2 protein-coding genes are annotated in these 1,997 nt (G+C 68.3%); both read right to left on the bottom strand.

Going from position 1 to position 1,997, the window contains the following annotated elements:
* Positions 1-35 precede the first annotated feature (35 nt).
* Positions 36-1,007, bottom strand: a complete 972-nt coding sequence (locus tag ELR45_RS09000; RefSeq protein WP_129665275.1) for an ABC transporter permease — start codon at positions 1,005-1,007, stop codon at positions 36-38.
* A gap of 29 nt (positions 1,008-1,036) precedes the next feature.
* The coding region (locus ELR45_RS09005; protein WP_165367623.1) for an ABC transporter substrate-binding protein at positions 1,037-1,997 on the bottom strand (961 nt) is incomplete at its 5' end.

The following is a 1,997-nucleotide window of genomic DNA, read 5'->3' on the forward strand; positions in this document are numbered from 1 at the left end:
GAGCAACCCGCACCTGGAAAGCCAGTCGAGCCGGCTCATGTCTGCCTCCCTGTGGCCGTGACGCCGAGCCGCGGATCGATCAGCCCCACGAGCAGATCGGCGACGACGTTCAGGACGATGAATACCGCGGCTGCCAGCAGCACACCCGCCTGCACCACCGCATAGTCACGACGGCCGACCGCCTGCACCACGTACGAGCCGATGCCCGGCAGGTTGAACAGGTACTCGACGATGATCGCCCCGCCGAGCAGGTAGGCCGTGATGGTGGTGATGAGGACGACGACGGGCGCGGCCGCGTTGCGCAGGATGTGGTGCCGGATGATGAAGGCCGGCGATTCCCCACGCGCGACCGCCGCGGTCACATACGGCTCCACCAGTACGTTGAGGACGGCGTCCCTGGTGGTCCGCGCCGTCGCCGAGATCGCGAACACCGACAGCACCGCGGCCGGCAGGATCATCGCTCGCAGGTTCGCCGCCGGATCGTCGCCGAACGGCACGTAACCGCCGACCGACAATCCGAGCGCATAGCGGGAGAAGAGGAAGACCACGATGCTGCCGAGCACGAACTCCGGCAGGCTCACTCCTAGCCCGCTGAGCAGCCGTCCCACCGTGCCGCCGCCGTCGGCACGGGCCCGGACCGCGGTCAGCACACCGAGCGGAACGCCGATGAACACCGCCGCGAGCACCGCCATCACGGCGAGCTGACCGGTGACCGGCAGCCGTGACGACAGCTCGTCGGCCACGGGTTCCTGGCTGATCATCGACGTGCCGAAGTCACCACCCAGTGCGGCCTGGAGCCAAAGCCAGTACTGGGCGAGCGCCGAGTCATCGAGCCCGTACCGCTGTGCCAGCTCGCGCTGCTGCTCTTCCGAGGCGAACGGGCCCAGGATCGTCTCGGCGAAGCCGCCGGGCATGGCCCGCAGCGCGAGAAAGACCAGTATCGACACCCCGACCAGCGTGGCGGCGGCGCCGAGCGCCCGTCTGATCCACCAGGAGAACAGCCGCATGATTCCTCAGCCCATCCGTGACGGCGACGCTACTCGGCCTGGACCATGCGGGCATCGGACAGCAGTCGGAACGGGTTCCCGTAGCCTTCGTCCGAATGCAGGCTCAGACTGGCCGCGTCGCAGCGGTACCCGACCATGGATGGCCTGGTGACGAGCGGAACCATCTGCGCGTCCTCTTCGACCGCCGCGCACAGGTCGGCGATAGCCTCCTGCCGCTCCGAGCCCTGCGGTTGTGAGTTCACGGCGTCGATCAGTCCGCTCAGCTCGTCGGTGGACTCCATGAAGCCCAGATTGAACCCGGCGGTGTCCGGGTCCCACCACTTGGTCACCATCCCGGAGTCCGCATAGCCGGCGAACCATGACAGCGCGGCGTCGAACTCGCCGGGCACCTCGCCATAGACCTTGCCGTTCCAGCTGGTCTCCTCCAGCTGCTCGATCTGGACCGTGACACCGACCTCCTCCAGGCTCTGCTGGATCACCTGCGCGACGGCCGGGGCCGGCTCGGTGGAGAAGACAGCCAGCTCGAACGTGAGGTCCTCGGCACCGGCCTCGGCGAGGAGGTCACGAGCAGTATCCAGATCCGCCGTCGCTGACGGCAGCTCGCCCGGCTCACACGCGTCCGGCAGCCCGGTCGGTGTGACGCCCGTGGGCCGGCCGAGCCCGCCGAGCGCCACGTCGGCGATCTGCTGGCGGTCGACGGCGATGTTGACCGCCTGCCGCACGCGTGGATCGGTGAAAGGTGAGTTCTCCCATTGCGAGTTGAGCATGAGGTAGTAGAAGTCGGTGTTGGCCTGAGTGAGCACCTCCACGTCTCTCGCACCCTGCAACAATGCCGGCGAGTCCACGTTCCCGAGGCTGACCATCGACGCGCTGCCGTCCTGCAGGGCGGCGATCCGCGCGGCCTCCTGCGGCACGATCTCGACGTTCACGGCGTCGACGCCGGGCTCGTCCGGGTTCCAGTAGCCGTCGTGCCGTTCGAACCGCCACGAC

This window comes from Phytoactinopolyspora endophytica, from assembly GCF_004138495.1.
In the GTDB taxonomy this organism is placed as follows: Bacteria; Actinomycetota; Actinomycetes; order Jiangellales; family Jiangellaceae; genus Phytoactinopolyspora; species Phytoactinopolyspora endophytica.

Bases quoted from the DNA above. Each gene is read 5' to 3' on its own strand.
- ELR45_RS09000 (WP_129665275.1), bottom strand. From the start codon at position 1,007: ATGCGGCTGTTCTCCTGGTGGATCAGACGGGCGCTCGGCGCCGCCGCC.